Origin of the sequence: Priestia sp. JV24 (assembly GCF_025910025.1) — a bacterium.
Taxonomy (GTDB): Bacteria; Bacillota; Bacilli; order Bacillales; family Bacillaceae_H; genus Priestia; species Priestia megaterium.
Genome location: NZ_JAPCIN010000012.1, coordinates 222035 through 242313, shown reverse-complemented (window position 1 = coordinate 242313; position 20279 = coordinate 222035). Strand labels below are relative to the sequence as shown.

23 protein-coding genes are annotated in these 20279 nt (G+C 38.3%); 7 read left to right on the top strand and 16 right to left on the bottom strand.

The window, feature by feature from the left end:
* Window positions 1-137: 137 nt before the first annotated feature.
* A complete protein-coding gene (locus tag OK414_RS06920) occupies window positions 138-1223 on the bottom strand; it encodes a CotH kinase family protein (RefSeq protein ID WP_095379853.1) in 1086 nt (361 codons plus the stop codon).
* Window positions 1224-1394: 171 nt separating this feature from the next.
* On the opposite strand from OK414_RS06920, the gene OK414_RS06915 reads away from it, so the two are divergent.
* Complete coding sequence (locus OK414_RS06915; protein WP_263045424.1) at window positions 1395-1862, top strand: CotG/ExsB N-terminal domain-containing protein; 468 nt, start codon at window positions 1395-1397, stop codon at window positions 1860-1862.
* Between the two features lie 143 nt (window positions 1863-2005).
* A complete protein-coding gene (locus OK414_RS06910; RefSeq protein WP_016763466.1) occupies window positions 2006-2152 on the top strand; it encodes a hypothetical protein in 147 nt (48 codons plus the stop codon).
* Between the two features lie 31 nt (window positions 2153-2183).
* On the opposite strand, the gene OK414_RS06905 is transcribed toward OK414_RS06910, so the two are convergent.
* Window positions 2184-2597, bottom strand: a complete 414-nt coding sequence (locus tag OK414_RS06905) for a YppG family protein (protein ID WP_013056116.1) — start codon at window positions 2595-2597, stop codon at window positions 2184-2186.
* Window positions 2598-2826: 229 nt separating this feature from the next.
* Between OK414_RS06905 and OK414_RS06900 the strand changes: the two genes are divergently transcribed.
* Together OK414_RS06900 and OK414_RS06895 are read left to right on the top strand one after the other, a co-directional pair.
* Window positions 2827-3021, top strand: coding sequence for a YppF family protein (locus OK414_RS06900; RefSeq protein WP_013056115.1), 195 nt, complete (start codon window positions 2827-2829; stop codon window positions 3019-3021).
* Between the two features lie 125 nt (window positions 3022-3146).
* Complete coding sequence (locus tag OK414_RS06895) at window positions 3147-3317, top strand: hypothetical protein (RefSeq protein WP_170943810.1); 171 nt, start codon at window positions 3147-3149, stop codon at window positions 3315-3317.
* 275 nt (window positions 3318-3592) lie between these two features.
* Here the strand turns inward: OK414_RS06895 and OK414_RS06890 are convergent, their stop codons facing one another.
* On the bottom strand, window positions 3593-3943 hold the full coding sequence (locus tag OK414_RS06890; RefSeq protein WP_034653420.1) for a YppE family protein: 351 nt from the start codon (window positions 3941-3943) through the stop codon (window positions 3593-3595).
* A 45-nt stretch (window positions 3944-3988) separates the two neighbouring features.
* Window positions 3989-4243 (bottom strand): hypothetical protein, encoded by a 255-nt coding sequence (locus tag OK414_RS06885; RefSeq protein WP_013056112.1) that lies wholly within the window; start codon window positions 4241-4243, stop codon window positions 3989-3991.
* Between the two features lie 227 nt (window positions 4244-4470).
* On the opposite strand from OK414_RS06885, the gene OK414_RS29960 reads away from it, so the two are divergent.
* Window positions 4471-4572: a hypothetical protein gene (locus OK414_RS29960; protein ID WP_016763465.1), complete on the top strand. Its 102-nt coding sequence runs from the start codon at window positions 4471-4473 to the stop codon at window positions 4570-4572.
* Window positions 4573-4583: 11 nt separating this feature from the next.
* On the opposite strand, the gene OK414_RS06880 is transcribed toward OK414_RS29960, so the two are convergent.
* Window positions 4584-5579: a DUF2515 domain-containing protein gene (locus tag OK414_RS06880; RefSeq protein ID WP_263045425.1), complete on the bottom strand. Its 996-nt coding sequence runs from the start codon at window positions 5577-5579 to the stop codon at window positions 4584-4586.
* A 73-nt stretch (window positions 5580-5652) separates the two neighbouring features.
* On the opposite strand from OK414_RS06880, the gene recU reads away from it, so the two are divergent.
* Together recU and OK414_RS06870 are read left to right on the top strand one after the other, a co-directional pair.
* Window positions 5653-6252 carry a Holliday junction resolvase RecU gene (gene recU / locus OK414_RS06875; RefSeq protein ID WP_014460963.1) on the top strand — a complete coding sequence of 200 codons (600 nt, stop codon included), beginning with the start codon at window positions 5653-5655 and terminating at the stop codon, window positions 6250-6252.
* Window positions 6253-6315: 63 nt separating this feature from the next.
* Window positions 6316-9150: a transglycosylase domain-containing protein gene (locus OK414_RS06870; RefSeq protein WP_034653424.1), complete on the top strand. Its 2835-nt coding sequence runs from the start codon at window positions 6316-6318 to the stop codon at window positions 9148-9150.
* Between the two features lie 35 nt (window positions 9151-9185).
* Here the strand turns inward: OK414_RS06870 and OK414_RS06865 are convergent, their stop codons facing one another.
* The 11 genes from OK414_RS06865 to panC form a co-directional block, all read right to left on the bottom strand.
* Entirely contained in the window at window positions 9186-9677 is a 492-nt protein-coding gene (locus OK414_RS06865; RefSeq protein WP_034653426.1) for a YpoC family protein, read from the bottom strand.
* Entirely contained in the window at window positions 9664-10335 is a 672-nt protein-coding gene (gene nth / locus OK414_RS06860) for an endonuclease III (protein WP_034653428.1), read from the bottom strand. Before nth ends, OK414_RS06865 begins: the two co-directional genes overlap by 14 nt.
* A gap of 140 nt (window positions 10336-10475) precedes the next feature.
* Window positions 10476-11183: a DnaD domain-containing protein gene (locus OK414_RS06855; protein WP_016763459.1), complete on the bottom strand. Its 708-nt coding sequence runs from the start codon at window positions 11181-11183 to the stop codon at window positions 10476-10478.
* 336 nt (window positions 11184-11519) lie between these two features.
* The gene (asnS, locus tag OK414_RS06850) at window positions 11520-12812 is read right to left on the bottom strand and encodes an asparagine--tRNA ligase (RefSeq protein WP_013082328.1); all 1293 of its coding nucleotides are present in this window, start codon (window positions 12810-12812) and stop codon (window positions 11520-11522) included.
* A gap of 157 nt (window positions 12813-12969) precedes the next feature.
* A complete protein-coding gene (locus tag OK414_RS06845; RefSeq protein WP_013082327.1) occupies window positions 12970-14154 on the bottom strand; it encodes a pyridoxal phosphate-dependent aminotransferase in 1185 nt (394 codons plus the stop codon).
* Between the two features lie 133 nt (window positions 14155-14287).
* Window positions 14288-14776, bottom strand: coding sequence for a DUF5590 domain-containing protein (locus OK414_RS06840; RefSeq protein ID WP_013056103.1), 489 nt, complete (start codon window positions 14774-14776; stop codon window positions 14288-14290).
* 11 nt (window positions 14777-14787) lie between these two features.
* Window positions 14788-14958 carry a YpmA family protein gene (locus OK414_RS06835; RefSeq protein ID WP_013056102.1) on the bottom strand — a complete coding sequence of 57 codons (171 nt, stop codon included), beginning with the start codon at window positions 14956-14958 and terminating at the stop codon, window positions 14788-14790.
* A 188-nt stretch (window positions 14959-15146) separates the two neighbouring features.
* Complete coding sequence (locus tag OK414_RS06830; RefSeq protein ID WP_034653432.1) at window positions 15147-15944, bottom strand: hydrolase; 798 nt, start codon at window positions 15942-15944, stop codon at window positions 15147-15149.
* Window positions 15945-16032: 88 nt separating this feature from the next.
* Window positions 16033-18834 carry an ATP-dependent DNA helicase DinG gene (gene dinG, locus OK414_RS06825; RefSeq protein ID WP_034653434.1) on the bottom strand — a complete coding sequence of 934 codons (2802 nt, stop codon included), beginning with the start codon at window positions 18832-18834 and terminating at the stop codon, window positions 16033-16035.
* 202 nt (window positions 18835-19036) lie between these two features.
* Window positions 19037-19420: an aspartate 1-decarboxylase gene (panD, locus tag OK414_RS06820; protein WP_013056099.1), complete on the bottom strand. Its 384-nt coding sequence runs from the start codon at window positions 19418-19420 to the stop codon at window positions 19037-19039.
* Entirely contained in the window at window positions 19421-20278 is an 858-nt protein-coding gene (panC, locus tag OK414_RS06815; RefSeq protein ID WP_034653436.1) for a pantoate--beta-alanine ligase, read from the bottom strand.
* Window position 20279 lies beyond the last annotated feature (1 nt).

The following is a 20279-nucleotide window of genomic DNA, read 5'->3' as shown; positions in this document are numbered from 1 at the left end:
TTCCTCCTTATTAGTTATCCTTATTGGTCATTCATACTGTATATATACGTATCATGTACAGCTATTGATTTCCTGCATTTGCCTATTATTAACAAAATCCACTGTTGCCTATAAATTGCCTATAAATCTATCTCTTTTTAAAGAGTCAAAAGGTTATTTTCAATATACGCTGTTCGTTCTTTTATAAAAGACAGCATAAATTCCGGTTCTTTGTAAAATTGTTCCAAGTTATCTTTTACGTAAGGATCTTTTAATACATAAGGAGCAATATACTCATGCAGTTGATAAATGATTGGTTTCATGTATTCTATTGTAAATTGATTATTTAGAACATTGTTCATTTTTTGAATATATCGCTTTTTAATGCTGTTCACGGCCAGTAAGCGAGCTGTAAGCGTATTAAATCCTTGTGCGCGGACATAGTCTCCTTCCATTACTTTTCCATTTACATCCCTTCCCCAAGTTGCATCATAATCCCATGGGATCAGTTCAAAGCGCCCGCTTTCATGATTTAGATAGAGAGCATAGTTATGGACAAAACCGTCGTAATTCTGCATACAAATAATACCGACTAACCAAGATAAGTAGCGGTCGACGTTCAGGTACTTCTCAATATTCTGTTCGAATTCCGTATTTGTCCACGTATTAAGATTAAATATAAACTTTTCTAATTTTTCCTCATCCCCTTCTCTTACTGCTTTATCTTCATATCCAGATAACAAAGTTGTTTTCGGCCTTTTATCCAAATCGCTCATTAAAGAAAAATTCGCATCTCCGTCCACTGCATAAAATATGGATCCATCCGCTAAATTTCTTTTTTTCAAAAATAGTTCGTCTACCGATTCGAGCTGAAGATATATTCCTTCATTTTTCCCATTAATCTTAAGGGTGACAAACTGAGAATGCGGAGATAAAACGTCCAGAGAAGAGAAAAAATCGAGGGACAATTTGTTGCGCATAAGCGATGGATCTTTGTATTCAGCGTTTAGGTGTATTTCTTTGGCTCGCTGAAATATTTTTGGAGAATAAAATTCAATATAATATGACTTTTTTTTCATCTTCCGAATGTGGGAGCCTCTTAGCAGCAAATCAATATCGTAGCGTTTTTTGTTAAACTTCATCGTTGCCTGAATCGCTTCTTCTGACCAAATATCTCTTTGCATTTCCTTTAAATCTTTTACATTCACAAACAGAGCGTATTGAGGGATTTCTTTTTGCTTCATTATTCGACCACCTTTCTTCAATTATTAAAGTATATGAAGGGTAAATTCTCCATGATACCCCACCGCATCAACTATTTGCGCAAACTCCACTTTTGACTCATATCAAGGACAAGCATCAGTGCGTATTCTATTAATGCAAGACCTAGTCCAATTGACAAGGAGGTTTTTGTATTGCATATTACACCTGAAAAAATTAAAGAGGCTGCTGAAGCCCTGGAATGTACAGAACTGAAATCTTTTATGTTTCAAGAGCCAACTGCCGGTCCACTAACAAAGCCGCGTCGCTCTTCTCGTAGCACTGGCCGCTCTCGTCGTTCTACTCGTCGTTCTTCTCGTCGTTCTACTCGCCGCTCTCGTCGTTCTACTCGCCGCTCTCGTCGTTCTTCTCGCCGCTCTCGTCGTTCTTCTCGCCGCTCTCGTCGTTCTTCTCGCCGCTCTCGTCGTTCTTCTCGCCGCTCTCGTCGTTCTTCTCGCCGCTCTCGTCGTTCTACTCGCCGCTCTCGTCGTTCTACTCGCCGTTCTCGTCGTTCTACTCGTCGTTCACGTCGTTCTACTCGTCGTTCACGTCGTTCTACTCGTCGTTCACGTCGTTCTACTCGTCGTTCACGTCGTTCTACTCGTCGTTCACGCCGCTCTTAATTTCTCTAAACACTCATCTTTATTGCAAAAAAAAGCCGAAGAACCATGAGTGTCTTCGGCGTTTTTTTCCACTTATAGTAGGGCACATTTGGAAATATACTAAGATGGATGTTATTCATTTTACATAGAGAAGGAGAGGTTTTATGAAAAAAAGCAAGCATCAAATTTCAACTTCATCAACAACAGATGTCGAAGAAGTCAAACGTTTAAATGCTCAGTCTGGATTAACTTACAATGAAGTATTTACACTTCTTGGAGAAACCTATTTGAAAAATCAAAAGAAAAAATAATAAGCAGGGACTAGAAAACACCTTCTAGTCCTTATACTTTGAAAATCCCGGAAAACCCTTTAACTAGGGATGTTAATTGGTTCATGGCTCCCATCATCTGCCCCGCAGTATTCATCATCTTGTTCATATCGTAATTGCCATCACTCGATTTAAACTGAGACATTAATGACTGAAATTGAGAAGGCTGAGGCTTTTGTTGCTGAGCTTTAGGGTATGGATTAAAAGGCGCACCTGCATTATTGTACATGGGCTGCTGGTACATTCCGTTCATGTAGGGAATTTGCTGAGGACCAAAAGGCATTTGTTGCTGAGCGTACGGATGTTGCGGCATATAAGCTTCCGTCCATGGCTGCTGATGATACTGCGGAAATGGATGTACCTGACTTAAATCAAAACGTTCTGGTTGATGTTGCTCATAATACGGATAATGCTTACTTGTATACATGCAAAATCAATACCTCCTTTTTAATATTACATAATATATAGTATGTATGCAGAAATAAGAGGTGACGTTCGTCTACTTGTACTTTTGGAAAACACATTCAAAAATATGTAGGTTTCTGTCGAAAGTTTAAATTTTTCAAAAAAACGAGATTATTTAAATATATGGTACGATAAGAACAAGTGATACTACGATACGTAGTGGCACAAATGGGGATTAGGAGGGAATTTACATGTATGTGAACGAACTTCAAGAAGCTTTTATTGCGGTGAAACAGTATGAGCCGCAGTCAAGTAATGAATTACTCGATTTTGCTCAGCAGCAGTATTTAAAAGGTTTTTTAACTCCTATGAATTACAAAGCCGCTGTACGTGAACTCGAACAAATTGGAGCTACTAAGCCCGATTTTAGTGCACAAGATGATTAATTTTTTTACTACCACCGAGAAATCGGTGGTTTCTTTGTTTCCTATAAAGTGGACACATACTTCTTTTTTGACTTGTTTATACTATAAAAGCTTTAACGTAGTATTCAATAAAGGAGGTCTATCTCATGAGTCGTGGAAAACATTTTGATCATAAAAAGCAAGGCCAAAGTGCAGCAACTAAAACAAATAACACCGTTGCTTCTAAACATACTGAAAAAGTTGATTATCATATCGATACAGTCGCTTCACAAGATCACCCAGCTGTTTCTATCCAATCTCAAAAAGACTTTGATTGATATGATAAAAAGAGGCTGGGACATAACAAAATGAAGCCAATCTTGAGACGAACAAATGGGATACATGAGCTGAACCGCTTATGACACCGCAGTTGATCTCCAATCAACTGCTAGAAGGAACAAAACAAATGAAACCTATGCTTCTCATCAAAAAAAACGAACTACGAATCAAAAGTTTTGATCGATAGTTCGTTTTTCATTTCGTGTAAAATACTTTTGTCACAATCTCATACATAGAAAATCCCCACCTTATAAGTCTCAACGGAAGGCCGGGATTAATTATTCAATATCGACTCGAGCACATACTTATTTGAGTGATACATCTTTTTAAATCGCTTTTCTCGCGTCTCGGGATAAAACGACTGTAGTACAACGTTTTGTAAATTTTCTTTTAACGTCTCTATTTGATTAACATGAATATATTTTGGTCGCTCTTTCTTCAGCCATTCCGTTACGAGACTAGCCCATTCATCAAGTTCTTTGAAGAAAATATCTCCATAAGGCTTTACTTCTTCAAAAAATTTCACTTCATAATTTTCTTCCTGTTGAATAGACGCTAATCGTTCTACAGCTACTTCATTATATTGAAACATGATCTCCGTACTTTTTTTCACATCTTCATTCATCGTTATTCGTCACCTCTACGATGACTATTGTAACATAAACAGTCTTTATACTGTATGAAGAACCATTTCTCTTCGGCTTCTATTCCATTCTGTTTCGGAAGGCATGCTTTCATACACAGCTACTTCAATTTCTTGCAGTGATTGGTCAATGCGATGAACTTGTTCCATATATGTTTCTTCACAATGTGTAAATGCTTCATTTATAGATGTAGACATCGTTTTATCCACTAAATCTACTTGCTCTAGTAAGCTATCTAATAAAGTCATCATTTCGCTTGTTTTAACCATACTTTGTTTCATCGCCATCCCTCCAAATTTTCCTTTGCATAACGTATTCTCTCTTTTCTTCATTGTCCCTTCACACATGACAAAACTAGTTTCTATTCGTCAAAGAAAGATGTTTTCGACATTTTCGTTTATGGTGAATCGAAAGTGAACATATTGAAAACACTAGTATAGACATTTCAGCTAAGCAGATACATTCCGCTGCTGAACGTTTATTACAACATGATAGGAGGTGCCTAGATATGGCCAACAAACAGCAAAAATCACAGCCTAAAAATAAGCCTGAAACAAAAACCTACGGTGATCCTAAAAAGTTAAACGGTCCTAACCAGCCTTCTACTTAAGAACAAAACGGTCACTTGTGACCGTTTTTATTTACATTAAATACTTGCGCTACTTTCATTAATATATACAGCTGCTGTTGCTTTTGAAGATACCACTTTGTAAAATGAACTTTCTTTGGAAAAGACGGCTTTTTCATAAGCTTTTGCTCCTCTTTTTTCGTTAAAAACCACTCTTCTCTCTTCTTTTCATGATGTCTAATAGCCGGATACACCTTTCGAAGAGCAGGTGTACGGCAACTGATTTCATTCACAAAATACTGCTCATAATCGTATCTCGAACCCGTATGCTTTGTTTTCAAAGAAAATTCATAAAACAAGGGATAATACTTTTCATGAAATAATAAAGCCGCTAATTTCTTTCCCAAATCAATCCGATTATTTACTTTTGTAAAATCATGAACAGAACAACCGTATAGCTCCCCTTTTGTAGTAGGAAAAAGGACGGAACTAAAGTGGAATATATCTTGAAAAAAAAACAGCGTAGTTTTAAACACTCTATCTTGATAAAAAGGCTGTTCAATAACGGGCTGTTGAATAACATGCTGCTCATTCACAATTAACGCATGAATAAGCTGCAGTTCACAAGGTCTCTGCATAAATTGTCTCCACTGCTCTTCGATAAAAGATGAAACATTTAAATAGGGAAGTAAATGAACGTAAGAGACATGTTTTTTACGCGAAACAGCATACAATAGTAATTGCGGGAAGACATCTTTAAAAATAAGCCAATTTGCTCTTTCATACGTCAAAAATAATAAATCGCGCGTTTGCTTTGATAACGCTTTTTTCATGTTTTTCCCTTGCAAATCACACATATTCCATCCTGCGTTTCGTGACACCATACTTGCGAGAAATGCCCACTTTACTTCAGGATATCTATGATAAAAAGTTGCATAAGCCTGCGTTCTTGATATATTATCAATATTCAGCTTGTCTGTGGTTTTTTTAATCGCCGTCAACAGCGCTTGTTCCGAACTATTGAGTGACATCTCTTCATCTTCTTTCATCTATTTTTATTTGTAGGATTTGGTATAATAGAATTTGTTTGTTTAATAGATTTACACTAAAGGAGTGATGGTTATGATTCGCTATCCTAACGGAAAGGCTTATAAGCCATTGAATACCAGCAGTCCTTCCCCTAAAAAGCTAGAAGCTAGCTATAGCAATCGTGGTATGACGCTGGAGGACGATTTAAACGAAACAAACGAATACTATGTTTCAAAAGGAATAGCCATTGTTCACAAAAAACCAACCCCTGTTCAAATTGTAAAAGTAGACTATCCGAAGAGAAGTGCCGCTGTTATTAAGGAAGCTTATTTTAAACAGGCTTCTACTACAGACTATAATGGAGTCTATAAGGGAAAACACCTTGACTTTGAAGCAAAAGAAACGAGAAATAAAACCTCATTTCCGCTGCGTAATTTTCATGAACATCAAATTGAACATATGAAGCAAATTGTGAAACAAAACGGGATTTGTTTCGTTATATTAATGTTCTCTACTTTACAAGAAATATACTTGTTCGAAGCACAGTTCCTTTTTCCTTATTGGGATGCCATGAAAAAAGATGGACGAAAATCAATCCCTAAGGCAGATATTGAAAAAAAAGGACATTTCATCGAACTTGGTTACCATCCGAGAATCGATTACATAAAAACTATAGATAAATTATACTTTTAAGAGTATGATATATATGTTTACGGAAATCATTCTCTTACAATGCGTTGAAAGGTAGGAGTTTTTATGTCAGATAATTATCGCTCTCGTGAAGAACGACGAAGAGCTATGAATGACAACAAACCAGAAGGTAAATCTCAAGGAAAACCGAAAAAGAAGAAAAAAGGAGGCCTATTTCGTAAAATTGTTGCCGCAGTTTTACTAATAGGAATCATCGGGCTCATTGCCGGAGTGGGAACTTTTTTTGCTATGATAAGCGATGCTCCAAAAGTTGATGACTCGGTATTAAAAAACTCTTTTTCATCTAAAGTATATGCAAACGATGGAAAGACAGTTGTAAAAGAAATTGGAGCTCAAAAACGTACATATGTGCAATACGATGAAATCCCTCAAGTCGTCAAAAACGCATTTATCGCTACGGAAGACGTTCGTTTTTATAAACATCACGGCGTCGACTTTTACCGAATTGGCGGAGCATTAATGGCGAACTTTAAAAACGGCTTCGGTGCTGAGGGCGGTAGCACGATTACTCAGCAAGTGGTAAAGAATTCGTTCTTATCACCAAAGAAGACGGTTAAACGTAAAGTACAAGAAATGTGGTTAGCTTACCAGCTTGAGCGTAAATATTCCAAGCAACAAATTCTTGAAATGTATTTAAACAAAATATATTTCGCATCAGGTGAAGTATACGGTATTGAACGAGCAGCTGAGAAATTTTACGGAGTTAAAAGCGTAAAAGATTTAACTCTTGATGAAGCTGCTATGTTGGCAGGCTTACCAAAAGCGCCAACTACTTATAACCCAGTTACAAACCCAGAGAATGCTACTAAACGCCGTAACACAGTATTAAACTTAATGGCTAAAAACGGCTTCATTACACAAGCCGAGGCCGACAAAGCAAAACAAGTAGATGTACAGGCTCACTTAGCTAAACAAACTGAATCAACATCTAAGTACGATGTATTTATTGATCAAGTAATCGAAGAAGTAAAAAAGAAAACAGACGCGGATCCATTTTCTGCGGGCTTAGAAATTTATACAACGCTTGACACTAATGCTCAGGACTATGTGGATGATGTGATGAATAACAAAGTAGTCAACTTCCCGAACGATAAATTCCAAGCAGGTCTTGTCGTTGTAGATAATGAAACAGGCGGTATTCAAGCAATTGGAGGCGGACGTAATCGTGTATCAGGCGGCTTAAACTTTGCAACAAATATGAGACGCCAGCCCGGCTCAACCATTAAGCCGATCTTAGATTACGGTCCAGCGATTGAGAACTTAAAGTGGTCCACTGGACAACCGCTAAAAGATGAAGAATATCATTATTCAAACGGCACGCCAATCCGAAACTTCGGACGAAACTATAAAGGCTGGGTTTCAGCGCGTGAAGCATTAGGACGTTCACTGAATATCCCTGCTTTAAAAGCGTTTCAAGCAACCGGTGCGGACAAAGCAAAAGAGTTCGCTACGGGCCTTGGGCTAAAATTAGACGAAGAAGACGGCGAAGCTTATTCTGAATCTTATTCTATCGGAGGATTCCGTACAGGTGTTACACCGCTACAAATGGCTGGAGCCTATAGCGCTTTTGCAAATGAAGGTATGTACAATGCACCTCATACAGTGACAAAGGTAAAATTCCCAGATGGAACAGAAATTGATTTAACACCAAAATCAAAACGCGCAATGCAAGATTACACGGCATTTATGATGACGGACATGATGAAATCTGTTGTAAACGAATCATATGGTACAGCTCGTGCTGTTCGTACACCAGGATTAGAAATTGCGGGTAAAACGGGAACTTCGAACTTTAGTGCTGCAGAAAAACAACGATACAACATTCCAGACGCTGGTGAAAAAGACGTTTGGTTTAATGGGTTTACGCCAAACTATACGATTTCTGTATGGACAGGCTATGAAACTGCTAAAGATGGCTATATTTTAAGTCCTAATGAAACAGGCATGGCAAAAAATATCTTTAAGCATGTTATTACTCATATTTCTGAAGGCAAACCTAAAGGAAGTTTCAAGCAGCCGGACAGCGTAGTTGAACGTTCCGTGGAAAAACCAACGGGCAAAGACTTAAAACGCCCAAGCGGCTCTACTCCTTCGAGCTTAATTACTAAAGAATACTTTGTACGCGGTACTGCACCGACAAAAGTATCTCAAACGTTTGTGAAGAAAGAAAAAGAAGAAAAGAAAGAAGAGAAAAAAGAGGACAAAAAAGAGAAAAAAGACAATAAAGACAATAAAGATGTGAAGCCAAAAATTACTGCTTCGTATAGCGGAGGAGCAATTTCAGTTAACTGGTCAGCTTCAAACGCAGCCAGTGATACGACCTTTACAGTCACAATGTCATCTCCTAACGGTTCTGAACAACTCGCATCTGGCGCAGGAGCCGGTGGAAAAACAATTTCCAACCCAGCACCAGGCGCAACGTATAGTTTCACCGTAACAACAAATACGGGCGAAAGCGCTAGTTCTTCTGTAAAAGTCCCTGATTCATCAGATCAAGCTACCGAAGATGATTCTACTAAGCCTGAAGATGACGGAACAACGGACGATAATCAAAATGAAGACAATAGCAACCCTGATCAAAACAACGGCTCTGATCAAGGTGACGATTCATCTACTCAGCCGGATGATAACCAAAACAACAATAATGGCAGCAATAACGGCGGTAACAATAGCGGCAATACCGATAATAACAATAATGATAGCGGCAATGCTAACGATGGTAACAGCGGCAACAACAGTAATAACGGAGGCACAACAACTCCTCCAGCAGACAACGGTGGAAGTGACTCAGGAAGTCAGACACCACCAACAACCCCTGCTACACCATCGACGCCGTCAACATCTGCTACACCGCAGCAAGAGCCAACAACTGAAAATTAACGTAGCAGTAAAAAGCCCCTACACGTGTAGGGGCTTTATTTCTTGTGAAGAATAAGCATTTTTGCATACTGCTTACGCAGCTCATTAAATAACTCTGTCAGCTGAATATACGCTTGATAAGAAGAAACTCGTTGCAGCAAAAACACAAGTCTCTCAGCACAGTTAATAGGCTTATAGGTTAGGTCCGCTATATCTTCTTGCAGCCGATTTAAACGCCGAACGGGCTGTCCGTTAATCCAAAACAGTAAACTAATATACATAGCAGCAGCTTGTTTCATACAAGGAGCTGCTTCTTTTGCTTTTCGCAGAGAAAAAAGCGTATGCAGTTCTTCCCTTTGAGTTTCCCACTTTTCAAAAAATGGCCGTATATTCTTTTGAACATCCCTCCAGGGTGTTTTCGTTTCTTTATGTACATCGTATAAAATATCATAAGCAAAATAATTTTTTCCACCCACTTCAAGAATCCGATCTTCTTTTGAATAGAATGGTTCGCATATGAAATGTGACGGCACTTCAATCGGTAACATCTATCTTCTTCTCTTTTCCTTTCATTCGTTTCTTTCCTTCTCGGCAAAGATCAAGAACCGGGCAGACATGACATTGAGGAGACTGTGCTTTACAGTGATAGCGTCCAAAAAAGATAAGTCGATGATGCGTAACTGACCATTCATCTTTCGGAACTTTTCTCATTAGCGTTTTTTCTACTTCCAAAACAGAATCTTTCCACCTGCAAATCCCAAGGCGTTTACTTACACGTTCTACATGCGTATCTACTGCTATTGACGGTACTCCAAAAGCTACGGATACAACAACATTAGCCGTCTTACGCCCTACTCCTGGAAGATTGGTCAGCTCATCACGATCTGTTGGAACTTCTCCTCCATACTCATCAATGAGCATACGGCAGAGCTTTTGAATATTTTTAGCTTTGTTTCTATATAAGCCGATTGATCTAATATCTTGCTGCAGCTCTTCTAACGAAACGGCTAAATAGTCTTCGGGCGTTTGATATTTTTTGAATAAATCCGCTGTTACGCGGTTGACTAGAGCATCTGTGCACTGAGCAGATAGCGCCACAGCAATGACTAAATCAAAGGGATTCCGATGATTTAACTCACAGTGGGCGTCAGGAAACATTTCCGCCATAGCATCTAGGCACTGTCTGATTTGTTTTAACGTTAACATACTAGTTCTCCTTCTCCTTACAGGTAGTTCCCTCCTATTTTACAATAGGGTTCCTGTCAAATGCTACTTTTGTCCATATTCTTTTAAAAAAGCTGCTTCAAGATTCAATTACTTGGATCTTGAAACAGCTTTTTATCCTGTCATTGCTCTAGCCAGTTAAAAAAAGGAATGGCTGATGTAGACTGAGAAGGGTTAACAGAAGATAGTTTTTTGGGCTGTTGATTTTGACGAAATTTTTGGCTATGCTTGCGGGCTTGATCAATGGTCTGAATACCATTTTTCTTCCATTCAAATAAAATCCGATCAATATACCGGAAGTTTAATTTTCCAGACATCACCGACTCTCTTAGTGCCGCTTTAATAATAATAGGATCATGATGATCTTGATCAATCCACATCGCTAGCGTTTCGCATTCAAACGGAGACAATGCTCTGCCGAACTCTTTTTCAAACATTGTATATAAATTAAGCTCTTCTTGTTCTTCTTCACTTTTTTCTACTTCTCTTGTTTCTTGCATCATATGATGAATAAGCTTTTCCCAAAGCGGTTTTAATGAATAACGTTCACAAATAAGGGCGTTTTGCTGTTGATCTTGCTCAATAGATAAAAAGCCGCGCTGAATTAATGCTCGCAGCGTATCCATACAGACAGCACTTGAAATACTCATTTTTGCCGCCAATTCGTTAGGTGTCGGGAAACCTTCACCGCCTTCAATGGAAACATAAATATGCATTAACGTCATGAATTCCGTTTCGTTCATTCCCAAATCGCTATAGTGATTAAACAGCAGCTTCGGAATTGAAACTGTGCCTTGTTCAAACCATTCAATTAACGTTTCTTTTTTCATATCCGAACACCTCAGTAGTTAGTATATCATGAAGTTTATAGTCAAAGTAATAATTATTCGAAGCTAAAAAAGCTTCTATGTAAAACTTTCCGCTGAAACCGTACCATTGCTCTGCACATATAAAATATATATGAACGATGACTTCCTTCCAAGAATATTACACTAACTTATTTTTTCGAGAATTGCAACTCCCTTTTAAGTTAGGCTCTTTTCTATGTTTGCCTTTGTTTTCTTATGATATAAGTAAAAGCCTCGTTTTTCTTTTCTTTTTATGATTCATAAAAAAAGCTAAAAAAGTATCCTGACTACAAGAGTCAGAATACTTTTTTCACTTCCTTACGGGTATAGACGGTTTAATAAGCGTGGGAATGGAATCGTTTCACGAACGTGTTCTACGCCGCTAATCCATGCTACCGTACGCTCAAGGCCTAAACCAAATCCTGAATGTGGAACTGAGCCATACTTACGAAGCTCTAAATACCACTTATACGTTTCAGTATCTAATTTGTGCTCTTCTACACGCTGAGCTAAAAGCTCTTGATCATGAATACGTTCAGAGCCTCCAATGATTTCTCCGTAGCCTTCTGGTGCGATTAAGTCTGCGCATAATACTACGTCTTCATTTGTTGGATCTGGCTGCATATAAAATGGTTTTAATGACGTTGGATAGTGTGTAATGAATACCGGCTTGTCATAGCTTTCTGCGATAGCCGTTTCATGCGGTGCTCCAAAGTCATCTCCCCACTGAATGTCTGTAAATCCTTTTTCATGTAAGAATTTAAGAGCGTCATCGTACGAAATACGAGGGAATGGCGCTTTAATTTGTTCTAACTTAGATGTATCACGGCCTAGTACATTTAACTCTAACTTACAGTTTGTTAAAACAGACTGTACGACATGAGACACATACTCTTCCTGTACTTTCAAGTTATCTTCGAATTGGTAGAAAGCCATCTCTGGTTCAATCATCCAAAACTCAATTAAATGACGGCGTGTTTTAGATTTTTCAGCACGGAACGTTGGACCGAATGAAAATACTTTTCCAAGCGCCATTGCCGCTGCTTCCATATAAAGCTGTCCACTTTGAGAAAGATATGCATCTTCGTCAAAATATTTCGTGTGGAATAATTCTGTTGTTCCTTCAGGAGCACTTCCTGTTAGGATTGGCGGATCTACTTTTGTAAACCCGTTTTCGTTAAAGAATTCATACGTTGCACGAATAATTTCGTTACGAACCTTCATAACAGCATGTTGACGTTTAGAACGCAGCCATAAATGACGGTTATCCATTAAGAACTCTGTTCCATGTTCTTTTGGCGTAATTGGATAATCAACAGCTTCATGAATAACTTCAAGGCTTGTAACTGTTAATTCATAGCCAAACGGTGAGCGCTCATCTTCACGTACTATACCTGTTACATATAGTGATGATTCTTGCGTCATAGATTTAGCTAATTTAAAAGTTTCTTCTTCTACTTCAGCTTTTACAACTACCCCTTGCATAAATCCTGATCCATCGCGCAGCTGTAAAAAGGCAATTTTACCACTTGAACGTTTATTCGCTAACCAAGCACCAATTGTTACTTCTTTTCCTACATGCTTGCTTGCTTCTGAAATCGTAATTTTCACGATTAATATCCCTCCAAAAAACTTACATTTCGTAATTATGTATGCCATCCTATTATACATTTCGACAAACATAATAACAAGTAACAAACAAAAAGAGCCTTCTAACACGTGTAATTTGTGCTAAAAGACTCTTTTGTTTCTACCTATTGTTATTTTTTTATTTCATGTGACGAGTCATGAATGATTGAATTCGTTCCAATGCCTTTTCTAGCAAATCTAGTGATGTAGCATAAGAAAGACGTACGTTTTCTGGTGAACCGAATCCTGATCCAGGCACTAGCGCTACCTTCTCTTCTTCTAAAATAGCTTCTACCCATGCATCAACTGTATCAAAACCAGTTAACTTTGCAGCTTCAATTGCATTAGGGAATAAGTAGAAAGCACCCTGTGGTTTTAAGCATGAGAACCCTGGAATGTTAATCAACTTTTCATGAATTACGTTTAGACGCTCTTCAAAAGCTTGTCGCATCATTTCCACCGGCTCCTGAGTGCCGTTATAAGCAGCAATTGTTGCATATTGAGCAATAGATGTTGGATTTGACGTGCTGTGACTCGCTAGGTTTGTCATCGCTTTAATAACTGTAGCATCACCAGCTGCATATCCAATACGCCAGCCCGTCATGGAATGTGACTTAGAAACACCGTTAATGATAATTGTTTTTTCTTTTAACGCTGGTGAAAGCTGTGCAATCGATACATGTTCATTTTGACCATATACAAGCTTTTCATAAATTTCATCTGATACGATAAAAATATCGTGCTTCAAGCAAACTTCTCCTAAAGCTTGAAGCTCTTCTCTTGTGTAAATCATACCTGTTGGGTTGCTTGGTGAATTGATAATAACAGCTTTGGTTTTAGCAGTAATAGCCGCTTCTAATTGTTCAGGTGTGATTTTAAATTCGTTATTTTCAGAACCTTCAACGAATACTGGTGTACCTTCTGCTAACTTTACTTGCTCAGGATAACTCACCCAGTAAGGAGTTGGGATAATCACTTCGTCACCTTCGTCTAACAGAACTTGAAATAACGTATACAGTGCGTGCTTAGCACCTGTACAAACAATAATTTCAGAAGGTGAATACGTCAGGCCTTGGTCGCGTTTGAATTTTTCAATTACCGCTTCTTTTAATGGTGCAAGGCCGCCTGCTGGCGTATATTTTGTCTGACCATCATTCATTGCTGTAACAGCCGCTTCTAAAATGTGCTGCGGCGTATTAAAATCAGGTTCCCCTGCTCCAAGTCCAATCACATCATGACCAGCCGCTTTCAATTCTTTCGCTTTTGCTGTAATCGCTAATGTTGATGATGGCGTTAATGCTGATACACGTTTTGCTAACTTCACTAAAATCTCCCCCTATGAACTAAAGCTATAATCAGCCCGCGGGCTGATTATAGATAAAAAATTGGCTTCATTTTCATAAAGCGCTGAAATCTTATATTATGACACATATGGTATTTCATATGGTATAAACGATTTATGATTGAGATAAGCTGTATCGTTTTATAAATTCACCGCTAGAGAAATCAAGATAATAGTATGTTAAATGTTTCTTATCTTTATCCACATATGTTACTTCCCACAGCGGCTTTTTATTTTCAATGCCTAGGCGCACCGACTTAATTTCCTGCGGGTTTTTATCATTTTTCACAATGGAAATGGCTTTCTCTTTTGTGATCCCGCTGCTTGCTTTCTTTAAAACAGCTGTTTGTTTTTTGCTTTTAGGCATCCAAGCAATTACCTTTTGATTGCTTCGGTTTGTACCTTCTACTACATAAAATGCATGATTGCCGAAATATGGCTGGGTGCTTGTGACAGATTTCAAATTAAATTCTTTTTTTGCTTGGGATGCTGCTTTTTCCTCAGCAGACTGAACATCCTTAACGGACGAGTGATAAATGCTAAAAGAAATGCCTCCGATAATTAAAAGCACAGCAGCTACCGCTACAATAATTAACTTTTTCATAAAATCCCTACTTATGTACGATAAATTGTAAATACAGCTTTGCTTTGATCTTCTTCATCTAACGCTAATCCGAACATCAAATCTTGCTTTTTCAACGTGCGATTCAAACTATCAACAATTTTATATAAATCCGAGGAATTTTCCACGCGGACAGTTGATAATACTTCAATCCTACTTTCCATTGTAAACCTCCTAGCTCGTCTATCACGACGCAAAAATGACGATATCCGTATTATAACAGGTATCAAAAACCATCGTCATCTTTTTCACTCATCAATCCCGTCTGTACGTTTTGCGTAAAAACCGAATAAATAAGTAAACATATATAATATTATAAGGAATTTACCTCTTTTTGCAAAAGGAAATTTGTTTATTTTGCAGAAAATTTCATCACATCATAGGATTTTAGCGACATTTTAATAGAGTAAGCGCTCCCCTCTCTTACATCATATAACTCAATCCATTCAGCTGTTAAATTTGAAAGCAGTCGAGGGGAATAGGAACGGCCTGGTTTCGTAAACGCAACCGCAAGCTGTGTATCTAATTGCTTCAAAAATGCATTCGAAAAAAACGTTCCCTCTCCAAAATCAGGAATTTTCAATACATCTACATGGGTAAGAGGAATGCGTAAAAACTTTTCTTCTACTTCATCTGAGCTGCTCATTGCATATAGAATCCGATGTTCTCCGATCGTAAATAATAGATCCATAGCCGCTATTTTTTGCTTCGATGCATGCAAGACATCAACGTGTATATTATTTGTTAACTGAAATAAATCATTTTCTTTCCACTTCTCTGTTTGAAATTCCGCCTGGTACTGAGCGGGGACAATAATACGCTCTATATGATAATCATTCACAGCTCGCTGAACATTTGAATCATAGTACTTTTGCTGTTTCGTAATCACTAATTGGTTGATTTTTTTCACTTTATATCGCTTCAACCACTTCTTTAGCTCGGGATAGGAAGATGCATTCCCAGTATTTATCAAAATAGTCTCACCGCTTCCGTCTTGAATCAGACTCGCTTCTCCAGCTGAAAGAGGTAAAAAGGTGATCACTACTTCATCAACTTGTAAACCAAAATCTACGTTTTTAATGACGGCTGCTGAAACCGAACAGTTCATAAAACTAAAAAACAGTACGGCACTTATTAATATTTTAATCATACACTGTCCTCATTTGCTTATCATAGTATATTACTATCGTCTCTCAAGTGAAGAAACAGTATGCATAAAAAAAGACTTAAGCGTATGCTCAAGTCTTTTCATTCCACCATTCTTTGTAGTCCAGTAAGACATCCGAAAACGTTTTTTGAACAACCTGGACTTTTGGAAGTGAGTGAAGGAAATGATACCCATATGCTGTTCGCGTAATACGATTATCAAAAATAAATATAGCTCCTCGGTCACTTTTCGAACGAATCAACCGTCCAAATCCTTGTTTAAAACGGATAACGGCCTGAGGAAGTGAATAATTCATAAAAGGGCTTTTTCCTTCTTTTTTCATCTGCTCAAATTTAGCTGTCAGCAGAGGTTGATTTGGAGATGAAAAAGGAAGTCTGACAATTACGAGACATGATAATAAATCTCCTGGCAGATCAATTCCTTCCCACAGGCTATTTGTACCTAATAGAATGGAATGCTCAAACTGGCTGAAGTCCTTTAGCAGTCTATTACGATTTCTAGTTGTGACTCCTTGACCGAGCAGTACAAACTCTTCAAGATCGTTTAACTCTTTTAAATAACCATACGTAGCTTTCAACATGTCATATGAAGTAAAAAGCACCAGCATACGACCATTTGTTACTTTAGCTACGTCAAGAATACTTTCTGCCATCATAGCGCTATACTCATATAATGATACTTCGTTAACAGCAGGCATATCTTGAGGAATATAGACTCTAGCTTGCTTCTCATAATCAAACTCAGAAGGGAGAATGAGTTGAGCAGGCTGAAAGTCATATAACCCTAGCTCTTGAATTAAATAATCAAATGTTCCATTCACCGTCAATGTAGCCGATGTTAAAATAACGCTTTGTTTCTTGGCGAAAAATTCATCAGCCAGCGTATCGGCAATGGAAGTAGGCTGACTATAGATATACGTAGCATTCGCTGCTCCTTTTGGTTCAATCTCAAACCACGTTACGTGATGACTCTGCTGTTTGAACAAAAGCTTTTCTATTTGCTGAGATATGTGTTCAAATCCTTTAACAGCCGTTTGAAATTCATGAAGAGACGACTGTTCATTTTTTGTGACTTTGTCATATAGTTCGTCAAAAGAATGTCTTGCCCCATCATTCCATGTAAAAAGATCGTGAATTAAAAAACGAATGCGCGACGCTGCTTCTTGAATAGCCGTCCAGTAATGCCCATGCTCTTTTTCCACTTTATATCGATAGCTGCTTCTTCCAATCTCACCCTGCTGATTGCCGATTCTTTTTTGGACAAAAGAATGAATCAAACGAAATAAGTCATCGCACTCAGAATGAAGCTGCACAAACAGCCTTTGAAGAAATTCAGTGTTAAGCTCGATGCTATATTTTACAAACGTATGATGAATTTTTTTTAACAGCCCTTTGTCTTGAATGGTTCCGATTCGGTTTAATAGCGCATGAACCGCAAAATAATCTAAGCGCTCTCCCAGCTCTTCTCCGGCAATGTCTTCTAAGTGATGAGCCTCGTCAATAATAATCTGTTCATACTCAGGCAGCAGCTCATGATTACTCATCACATCCATCAACAGCAAGCGATGATTTGTCACTACTATATGGGCATTTTGCGCCCTGTTCTGCGCTCGTTCATAAAAAGAATAAAGTTTCCAAGGATGCTTAAAATCACTTGGAGACGGATTGCTTTCATTTAGCTGTTCCCAAAAAAGTTTGCCGCCAGAAGGCAGGTTTATTTCATCGCTGTCGCCCGTTTCCGTTTCCGTCAGCCAAATAAGCAGCTTCGCTTTTGTGAGGATTGCATCGTAATTATTATTGCGCTCTTTTAAGAGCTGAATAAACTTTCTTATACTAATGTAGTGTTCTCTTCCTTTTAAAACAGCTGCTGTAACAGGAAACGGAACAATCTTTTCTAGAATAGGTACATCTTTTTCGATGATTTGCTGCTGAAGCGTTACCGTGTTAGTTGAGATAATGACTGGTTGATGATGAACAGAAGCATAAAACACAGCAGGAACTAAATAAGCGTAGGTTTTACCAATACCGGTCCCGGCTTCAATTAAAGCATGCTCATTACCTGCAAAGCACTCTTGTACAAAGTTCATCATCTCCCACTGCCCTTTTCGTTCTTCAAACAATGGCAGAGCCTGATGGAACAGCTTTTGCTTTTCAGCTTCAAATATTTCGTAAGTATGAGAGTGCTGCTTTTCATTAGCTGAATGCGGCTGATATTTATTTAGCGCAATGCCATGTATAAATTCATAAGAATCATCCTCGGCATAACTTTTATCATCTATAACTTGTTGAATCAGTTCTCCAATTTCACTTTTAAAGTGCAAGCTTAGCGCATACAGCTGCTTTAAAGTTGTTAGAGGTAGCTTCTTTAATTTTTCAATTAGTAATAGTAAAATACGTGCCGTTACTTCTGCATCACTATCTGCTTGATGAGGGTTTTCATGTTCAATATGTAAATACTCAGCTAATTGGCTAAGTTTGTACCCATCAACTGTAGGCAGCAGAATCCGGGCCAGTTCGACGGTATCTACCGTTGAATTATAAAGCGTCTCCCTTCCGCACTGATAGAGTTCTTCTTGTAAAAAAGTTAAATCAAATGCCACATTATGTGCAACAAAATAAGCATCATCTAGCAATTCTATAATTTTAGGTGAAATTTCTTCAAATAAAGGCGCATCTTTCACCATATCATTTTGAATGTTAGTTAGTTGTGTAATAAAAGGCGGAATATCCATACCCGGATTTAAAAAACTAGAAAAACGTTCAACAATTTTGCCGTCTTCTACTATGACAGCAGCAAATTGAATCATTTTATCTCCTTGTTTTGGAGAATGTCCCGTCGTTTCAAGATCTACCACAACAAAGCGTTTATTCACGGTCAACACCTCGCAAGTCTGTCTTTTTATAGTATAAAGTGAAAGCCTGCTCTATATGCTTTAAAAGCGCAACTCCTTCTCGTGAAAAACAGAGAGGCTTTCATACATAGAAGTTTTACTTTAGTGTGTATAGAGGTTTATACCGTTCACTTACTAGCGTATGTATTCAAATAAAAATCCCCCTCATAAAGGGGGACTGTTCTTATAGAATTGTACCAGCTGGTTCTTGTTTAAGCAATTGTTGGATTTTATTCTGCTCATTCATAATCGCTACGGTTGGATGATGGTGAGCTACTTCTTCATTTGCTACGAGCGCATAAGAGATAATGATGATAATATCTCCAGGCTGCACGAGTCTTGCAGCAGCTCCATTTAAACAAACTACACCGCTCCCGCGTTCGCCGGGAATCACGTACGTTTCCAAGCGAGCTCCGTTATTATTGTTTACAATTTGGACTTTTTCATTTGCTGCGATTCCCACTGCGTCAATGATATCTTCATCAATGGTGATGCTCCCAACATAATTTAAGTTGGCTTCAGTTACATGAGCTCTGTGTATTTTGGCATTCATCATCGTGCGAAACATTTAGTTATCCCCCTGTACGTCTACAATTACATTATCAATTAAACGGGCTTTAGAGAATTGAACAGCTAAAGCAATAATGATTTTGCCAGCGGCTTGCTTAATCGTTTTTAGCTCTGGATACGTATAAACATCGATATAATCCACTTTACCGCTCGTATGTTGCTCAATTTCTTTTCGAATGGTCCCTTTAAGGATTTCTACATGCTTCTCTCCGCTTTCAAGAAGCTGCAGAGCGGTTTGTAAACTCTTAAATAAAACAGGTGCCTCTTCTCTTTCTTTATCTGTTAAATATACGTTACGAGAACTTTTAGCTAATCCGTCTGCTTCTCTCACCGTGTCTACTGCTCTAAGCTCCACGGGGAAATTAAAGTCTTCAATTAAGCCATCTACTACAGCAACTTGCTGCGCATCTTTTTTACCAAAGTATGCACGATCTGGAGTTACAATGTGAAAAAGCTTTGTTAGTACCGTAGCTACTCCATCGAAATGACCGGGGCGCTTCTGTCCACACAATACGTCTACACGATCTGTCACGGTTATAGCAACTGAACGGCTTGACTTATACATTTCCTCTACTGAAGGATAAAATAGATAGTCGACGTTAGCTTCTTTTGCCACGCGCTCATCACGTTCAAAATCTCTTGGATACGTATCAAAATCTTCATTTGGTCCAAATTGAGTCGGGTTCACAAAAATACTTAGCACCACTACTTCATTTTCTGTGCGAGCTGCTCCAAGCAAAGTAGCGTGGCCTTCATGCAAATAGCCCATCGTCGGGACAAATCCAATTGAATGTCCAAGCTGCTTTTCTTTTTTCATCTCCTGCTGCATGTCTTTAATTGTTGTAATGACTTTCATC

Bases quoted from the DNA above. Each gene is read 5' to 3' on its own strand.
- OK414_RS06910 (WP_016763466.1), top strand. From the start codon at position 2,006: ATGAAAAAAAGCAAGCATCAAATTTCAACTTCATCAACAACAGATGTC.
- OK414_RS06920 (WP_095379853.1), bottom strand. From the start codon at position 1,223: ATGAAGCAAAAAGAAATCCCTCAATACGCTCTGTTTGTGAATGTAAAA.
- OK414_RS06895 (WP_170943810.1), top strand. From the start codon at position 3,147: ATGAGTCGTGGAAAACATTTTGATCATAAAAAGCAAGGCCAAAGTGCA.
- OK414_RS06880 (WP_263045425.1), bottom strand. From the start codon at position 5,579: ATGAAAGAAGATGAAGAGATGTCACTCAATAGTTCGGAACAAGCGCTG.
- panC (WP_034653436.1), bottom strand. From the start codon at position 20,278: ATGAAAGTCATTACAACAATTAAAGACATGCAGCAGGAGATGAAAAAA.
- nth (WP_034653428.1), bottom strand. From the start codon at position 10,335: ATGTTAACGTTAAAACAAATCAGACAGTGCCTAGATGCTATGGCGGAA.
- OK414_RS06835 (WP_013056102.1), bottom strand. From the start codon at position 14,958: ATGGAAAGTAGGATTGAAGTATTATCAACTGTCCGCGTGGAAAATTCC.
- OK414_RS06890 (WP_034653420.1), bottom strand. From the start codon at position 3,943: ATGAATGAAGATGTGAAAAAAAGTACGGAGATCATGTTTCAATATAAT.
- OK414_RS06905 (WP_013056116.1), bottom strand. From the start codon at position 2,597: ATGTATACAAGTAAGCATTATCCGTATTATGAGCAACATCAACCAGAA.
- OK414_RS06900 (WP_013056115.1), top strand. From the start codon at position 2,827: ATGTATGTGAACGAACTTCAAGAAGCTTTTATTGCGGTGAAACAGTAT.
- OK414_RS06830 (WP_034653432.1), bottom strand. From the start codon at position 15,944: ATGATTAAAATATTAATAAGTGCCGTACTGTTTTTTAGTTTTATGAAC.
- OK414_RS06855 (WP_016763459.1), bottom strand. From the start codon at position 11,183: ATGAAAAAAGAAACGTTAATTGAATGGTTTGAACAAGGCACAGTTTCA.
- OK414_RS06885 (WP_013056112.1), bottom strand. From the start codon at position 4,243: ATGAAACAAAGTATGGTTAAAACAAGCGAAATGATGACTTTATTAGAT.
- OK414_RS06870 (WP_034653424.1), top strand. From the start codon at position 6,316: ATGTCAGATAATTATCGCTCTCGTGAAGAACGACGAAGAGCTATGAAT.
- OK414_RS06840 (WP_013056103.1), bottom strand. From the start codon at position 14,776: ATGAAAAAGTTAATTATTGTAGCGGTAGCTGCTGTGCTTTTAATTATC.
- recU (WP_014460963.1), top strand. From the start codon at position 5,653: ATGATTCGCTATCCTAACGGAAAGGCTTATAAGCCATTGAATACCAGC.
- OK414_RS06865 (WP_034653426.1), bottom strand. From the start codon at position 9,677: ATGTTACCGATTGAAGTGCCGTCACATTTCATATGCGAACCATTCTAT.
- OK414_RS29960 (WP_016763465.1), top strand. From the start codon at position 4,471: ATGGCCAACAAACAGCAAAAATCACAGCCTAAAAATAAGCCTGAAACA.
- panD (WP_013056099.1), bottom strand. From the start codon at position 19,420: ATGTTTCGCACGATGATGAATGCCAAAATACACAGAGCTCATGTAACT.